This window comes from Acinetobacter rudis, assembly GCF_000829675.1.
Classification (GTDB): domain Bacteria; phylum Pseudomonadota; class Gammaproteobacteria; order Pseudomonadales; family Moraxellaceae; genus Acinetobacter; species Acinetobacter rudis.
In genome coordinates this window covers 1-5,386 of record NZ_BBRX01000117.1, presented here as the reverse complement: position 1 = coordinate 5,386, position 5,386 = coordinate 1, and the positions used below count along the sequence as shown (strand labels likewise).

The 5,386-nt window shown below is 44.7% G+C and carries 9 protein-coding genes; all 9 read left to right on the top strand.

The window, feature by feature from the left end:
- On the top strand, positions 1 to 1,324 hold a 1,324-nt coding region (locus Aru01_RS19010), incomplete at its 5' end, for a replication endonuclease (RefSeq protein WP_042111730.1).
- Entirely contained in the window at positions 1,257 to 1,409 is a 153-nt protein-coding gene (locus Aru01_RS19005; protein ID WP_435988044.1) for a hypothetical protein, read from the top strand. The genes Aru01_RS19010 and Aru01_RS19005, both read left to right, overlap by 68 nt.
- On the top strand, positions 1,342 to 1,581 hold the full coding sequence (locus Aru01_RS19000) for a phage DNA packaging protein C (protein WP_016670801.1): 240 nt from the start codon (positions 1,342 to 1,344) through the stop codon (positions 1,579 to 1,581). Before Aru01_RS19005 ends, Aru01_RS19000 begins: the two co-directional genes overlap by 68 nt.
- Positions 1,578 to 2,036: a scaffolding protein D gene (locus Aru01_RS18995; RefSeq protein WP_000084700.1), complete on the top strand. Its 459-nt coding sequence runs from the start codon at positions 1,578 to 1,580 to the stop codon at positions 2,034 to 2,036. Before Aru01_RS19000 ends, Aru01_RS18995 begins: the two co-directional genes overlap by 4 nt.
- The gene (locus Aru01_RS18990) at positions 2,036 to 2,152 is read left to right on the top strand and encodes a phage DNA packaging protein J (RefSeq protein ID WP_000033471.1); all 117 of its coding nucleotides are present in this window, start codon (positions 2,036 to 2,038) and stop codon (positions 2,150 to 2,152) included. Before Aru01_RS18995 ends, Aru01_RS18990 begins: the two co-directional genes overlap by 1 nt.
- Positions 2,153 to 2,188: 36 nt before the next feature.
- The gene (locus Aru01_RS18985; protein WP_000065572.1) at positions 2,189 to 3,472 is read left to right on the top strand and encodes a major capsid protein; all 1,284 of its coding nucleotides are present in this window, start codon (positions 2,189 to 2,191) and stop codon (positions 3,470 to 3,472) included.
- Positions 3,473 to 3,582: 110 nt separating this feature from the next.
- The gene (locus Aru01_RS18980; protein ID WP_000487867.1) at positions 3,583 to 4,110 is read left to right on the top strand and encodes a hypothetical protein; all 528 of its coding nucleotides are present in this window, start codon (positions 3,583 to 3,585) and stop codon (positions 4,108 to 4,110) included.
- 8 nt (positions 4,111 to 4,118) lie between these two features.
- Positions 4,119 to 5,105, top strand: coding sequence for a Minor spike protein (locus Aru01_RS18975; protein WP_000466547.1), 987 nt, complete (start codon positions 4,119 to 4,121; stop codon positions 5,103 to 5,105).
- Between the two features lie 63 nt (positions 5,106 to 5,168).
- On the top strand, positions 5,169 to 5,386 hold a 218-nt coding region (locus Aru01_RS18970), incomplete at its 3' end, for a hypothetical protein (protein ID WP_042111729.1).

Here is a 5,386-nt window from a genome sequence, read left to right as displayed (position 1 = left end):
TGTTGACGGCCATAAGGCTGCTTCTGACGTTCGTGATGAGTTTGTATCTGTTACTGAGAAGTTAATGGATGAATTGGCACAATGCTACAATGTGCTCCCCCAACTTGATATTAATAACACTATAGACCACCGCCCCGAAGGGGACGAAAAATGGTTTTTAGAGAACGAGAAGACGGTTACGCAGTTTTGCCGCAAGCTGGCTGCTGAACGCCCTCTTAAGGATATTCGCGATGAGTATAATTACCCCAAAAAGAAAGGTATTAAGGATGAGTGTTCAAGATTGCTGGAGGCCTCCACTATGAAATCGCGTAGAGGCTTTGCTATTCAGCGTTTGATGAATGCAATGCGACAGGCTCATGCTGATGGTTGGTTTATCGTTTTTGACACTCTCACGTTGGCTGACGACCGATTAGAGGCGTTTTATGATAATCCCAATGCTTTGCGTGACTATTTTCGTGATATTGGTCGTATGGTTCTTGCTGCCGAGGGTCGCAAGGCTAATGATTCACACGCCGACTGCTATCAGTATTTTTGTGTGCCTGAGTATGGTACAGCTAATGGCCGTCTTCATTTCCATGCGGTGCACTTTATGCGGACACTTCCTACAGGTAGCGTTGACCCTAATTTTGGTCGTCGGGTACGCAATCGCCGCCAGTTAAATAGCTTGCAAAATACGTGGCCTTATGGTTACAGTATGCCCATCGCAGTTCGCTACACGCAGGACGCTTTTTCACGTTCTGGTTGGTTGTGGCCTGTTGATGCTAAAGGTGAGCCGCTTAAAGCTACCAGTTATATGGCTGTTGGTTTCTATGTGGCTAAATACGTTAACAAAAAGTCAGATATGGACCTTGCTGCTAAAGGTCTAGGAGCTAAAGAATGGAACAACTCACTAAAAACCAAGCTGTCGCTACTTCCCAAGAAGCTGTTCAGAATCAGAATGAGCCGCAACTTCGGGATGAAAATGCTCACAATGACAAATCTGTCCACGGAGTGCTTAATCCAACTTACCAAGCTGGGTTACGACGCGACGCCGTTCAACCAGATATTGAAGCAGAACGCAAAAAGAGAGATGAGATTGAGGCTGGGAAAAGTTACTGTAGCCGACGTTTTGGCGGCGCAACCTGTGACGACAAATCTGCTCAAATTTATGCGCGCTTCGATAAAAATGATTGGCGTATCCAACCTGCAGAGTTTTATCGCTTCCATGACGCAGAAGTTAACACTTTCGGATATTTCTGATGAGTCGAAAAATTATCTTGATAAAGCAGGAATTACTACTGCTTGTTTACGAATTAAATCGAAGTGGACTGCTGGCGGAAAATGAGAAAATTCGACCTATCCTTGCGCAGCTCGAGAAGCTCTTACTTTGCGACCTTTCGCCATCAACTAACGATTCTGTCAAAAACTGACGCGTTGGATGAGGAGAAGTGGCTTAATATGCTTGGCACGTTCGTCAAGGACTGGTTTAGATATGAGTCACATTTTGTTCATGGTAGAGATTCTCTTGTTGACATTTTAAAAGAGCGTGGATTACTATCTGAGTCCGATGCTGTTCAACCACTAATAGGTAAGAAATCATGAGTCAAGTTACTGAACAATCCGTACGTTTCCAGACCGCTTTGGCCTCTATTAAGCTCATTCAGGCTTCTGCCGTTTTGGATTTAACCGAAGATGATTTCGATTTTCTGACGAGTAACAAAGTTTGGATTGCTACTGACCGCTCTCGTGCTCGTCGCTGCGTTGAGGCTTGCGTTTATGGTACGCTGGACTTTGTAGGATACCCTCGCTTTCCTGCTCCTGTTGAGTTTATTGCTGCCGTCATTGCTTATTATGTTCATCCCGTCAACATTCAAACGGCCTGTCTCATCATGGAAGGCGCTGAATTTACGGAAAACATTATTAATGGCGTCGAGCGTCCGGTTAAAGCCGCTGAATTGTTCGCGTTTACCTTGCGTGTACGCGCAGGAAACACTGACGTTCTTACTGACGCAGAAGAAAACGTGCGTCAAAAATTACGTGCAGAAGGAGTGATGTAATGTCTAAAGGTAAAAAACGTTCTGGCGCTCGCCCTGGTCGTCCGCAGCCGTTGCGAGGTACTAAAGGCAAGCGTAAAGGCGCTCGTCTTTGGTATGTAGGTGGTCAACAATTTTAATTGCAGGGGCTTCGGCCCCTTACTTGAGGATAAATTATGTCTAATATTCAAACTGGCGCCGAGCGTATGCCGCATGACCTTTCCCATCTTGGCTTCCTTGCTGGTCAGATTGGTCGTCTTATTACCATTTCAACTACTCCGGTTATCGCTGGCGACTCCTTCGAGATGGACGCCGTTGGCGCTCTCCGTCTTTCTCCATTGCGTCGTGGCCTTGCTATTGACTCTACTGTAGACATTTTTACTTTTTATGTCCCTCATCGTCACGTTTATGGTGAACAGTGGATTAAGTTCATGAAGGATGGTGTTAATGCCACTCCTCTCCCGACTGTTAACACTACTGGTTATATTGACCATGCCGCTTTTCTTGGCACGATTAACCCTGATACCAATAAAATCCCTAAGCATTTGTTTCAGGGTTATTTGAATATCTATAACAACTATTTTAAAGCGCCGTGGATGCCTGACCGTACCGAGGCTAACCCTAATGAGCTTAATCAAGATGATGCTCGTTATGGTTTCCGTTGCTGCCATCTCAAAAACATTTGGACTGCTCCGCTTCCTCCTGAGACTGAGCTTTCTCGCCAAATGACGACTTCTACCACATCTATTGACATTATGGGTCTGCAAGCTGCTTATGCTAATTTGCATACTGACCAAGAACGTGATTACTTCATGCAGCGTTACCATGATGTTATTTCTTCATTTGGAGGTAAAACCTCTTATGACGCTGACAACCGTCCTTTACTTGTCATGCGCTCTAATCTCTGGGCATCTGGCTATGATGTTGATGGAACTGACCAAACGTCGTTAGGCCAGTTTTCTGGTCGTGTTCAACAGACCTATAAACATTCTGTGCCGCGTTTCTTTGTTCCTGAGCATGGCACTATGTTTACTCTTGCGCTTGTTCGTTTTCCGCCTACTGCGACTAAAGAGATTCAGTACCTTAACGCTAAAGGTGCTTTGACTTATACCGATATTGCTGGCGACCCTGTTTTGTATGGCAACTTGCCGCCGCGTGAAATTTCTATGAAGGATGTTTTCCGTTCTGGTGATTCGTCTAAGAAGTTTAAGATTGCTGAGGGTCAGTGGTATCGTTATGCGCCTTCGTATGTTTCTCCTGCTTATCACCTTCTTGAAGGCTTCCCATTCATTCAGGAACCGCCTTCTGGTGATTTGCAAGAACGCGTACTTATTCGCCACCATGATTATGACCAGTGTTTCCAGTCCGTTCAGTTGTTGCAGTGGAATAGTCAGGTTAAATTTAATGTGACCGTTTATCGCAATCTGCCGACCACTCGCGATTCAATCATGACTTCGTGATAAAAGATTGAGTGTGAGGTTATAACGCCGAAGCGGTAAAAATTTTAATTTTTGCCGCTGAGGGGTTGACCAAGCGAAGCGCGGTAGGTTTTCTGCTTAGGAGTTTAATCATGTTTCAGACTTTTATTTCTCGCCATAATTCAAACTTTTTTTCTGATAAGCTGGTTCTCACTTCTGTTACTCCAGCTTCTTCGGCACCTGTTTTACAGACACCTAAAGCTACATCGTCAACGTTATATTTTGATAGTTTGACGGTTAATGCTGGTAATGGTGGTTTTCTTCATTGCATTCAGATGGATACATCTGTCAACGCCGCTAATCAGGTTGTTTCTGTTGGTGCTGATATTGCTTTTGATGCCGACCCTAAATTTTTTGCCTGTTTGGTTCGCTTTGAGTCTTCTTCGGTTCCGACTACCCTCCCGACTGCCTATGATGTTTATCCTTTGGATGGTCGCCATGATGGTGGTTATTATACCGTCAAGGACTGTGTGACTATTGACGTCCTTCCCCGTACGCCGGGCAATAATGTTTATGTTGGTTTCATGGTTTGGTCTAACTTTACCGCTACTAAATGCCGCGGATTGGTTTCGCTGAATCAGGTTATTAAAGAGATTATTTGTCTCCAGCCACTTAAGTGAGGTGATTTATGTTTGGTGCTATTGCTGGCGGTATTGCTTCTGCTCTTGCTGGTGGCGCCATGTCTAAATTGTTTGGAGGCGGTCAAAAAGCCGCCTCCGGTGGCATTCAAGGTGATGTGCTTGCTACCGATAACAATACTGTAGGCATGGGTGATGCTGGTATTAAATCTGCCATTCAAGGCTCTAATGTTCCTAACCCTGATGAGGCCGTCCCTAGTTTTGTTTCTGGTGCTATGGCTAAAGCTGGTAAAGGACTTCTTGAAGGTACGTTGCAGGCTGGCACTTCTGCCGTTTCTGATAAGTTGCTTGATTTGGTTGGACTTGGTGGCAAGTCTGCCGCTGATAAAGGAAAGGATACTCGTGATTATCTTGCTGCTGCATTTCCTGAGCTTAATGCTTGGGAGCGTGCTGGTGCTGATGCTTCCTCTGCTGGTATGGTTGACGCCGGATTTGAGAATCAAAAAGAGCTTACTAAAATGCAACTGGACAATCAGAAAGAGATTGCCGAGATGCAAAATGAGACTCAAAAAGAGATTGCTGGCATTCAGTCGGCGACTTCACGCCAGAATACGAAAGACCAGGTATATGCACAAAATGAGATGCTTGCTTATCAACAGAAGGAGTCTACTGCTCGCGTTGCGTCTATTATGGAAAACACCAATCTTTCCAAGCAACAGCAGGTTTCCGAGATTATGCGCCAAATGCTTACTCAAGCTCAAACGGCTGGTCAGTATTTTACCAATGACCAAATCAAAGAAATGACTCGCAAGGTTAGTGCTGAGGTTGACTTAGTTCATCAGCAAACGCAGAATCAGCGGTATGGCTCTTCTCATATTGGCGCTACTGCAAAGGATATTTCTAATGTCGTCACTGATGCTGCTTCTGGTGTGGTTGATATTTTTCATGGTATTGATAAAGCTGTTGCCGATACTTGGAACAATTTCTGGAAAGACGGTAAAGCTGATGGTATTGGCTCTAATTTGTCTAGGAAATAACCGTCAGGATTGACACCCTCCCAATTGTATGTTTTCATGCCTCCAAATCTTGGAGGCTTTTTTATGGTTCGTTCTTATTACCCTTCTGAATGTCACGCTGATTATTTTGACTTTGAGCGTATCGAGGCTCTTAAACCTGCTATTGAGGCTTGTGGCATTTCTACTCTTTCTCAATCCCCAATGCTTGGCTTCCATAAGCAGATGGATAACCGCATCAAGCTCTTGGAAGAGATTCTGTCTTTTCGTATGCAGGGCGTTGAGTTCGATAATGGTGATATGTA

Excerpts from the sequence above, each read along its gene's own strand:
- Aru01_RS18985 (WP_000065572.1), top strand. The coding sequence starts at position 2,189 with ATGTCTAATATTCAAACTGGCGCCGAGCGTATGCCGCATGACCTTTCC.
- Aru01_RS18980 (WP_000487867.1), top strand. The coding sequence starts at position 3,583 with ATGTTTCAGACTTTTATTTCTCGCCATAATTCAAACTTTTTTTCTGAT.
- Aru01_RS18990 (WP_000033471.1), top strand. The coding sequence starts at position 2,036 with ATGTCTAAAGGTAAAAAACGTTCTGGCGCTCGCCCTGGTCGTCCGCAG.
- Aru01_RS18995 (WP_000084700.1), top strand. The coding sequence starts at position 1,578 with ATGAGTCAAGTTACTGAACAATCCGTACGTTTCCAGACCGCTTTGGCC.
- Aru01_RS18975 (WP_000466547.1), top strand. The coding sequence starts at position 4,119 with ATGTTTGGTGCTATTGCTGGCGGTATTGCTTCTGCTCTTGCTGGTGGC.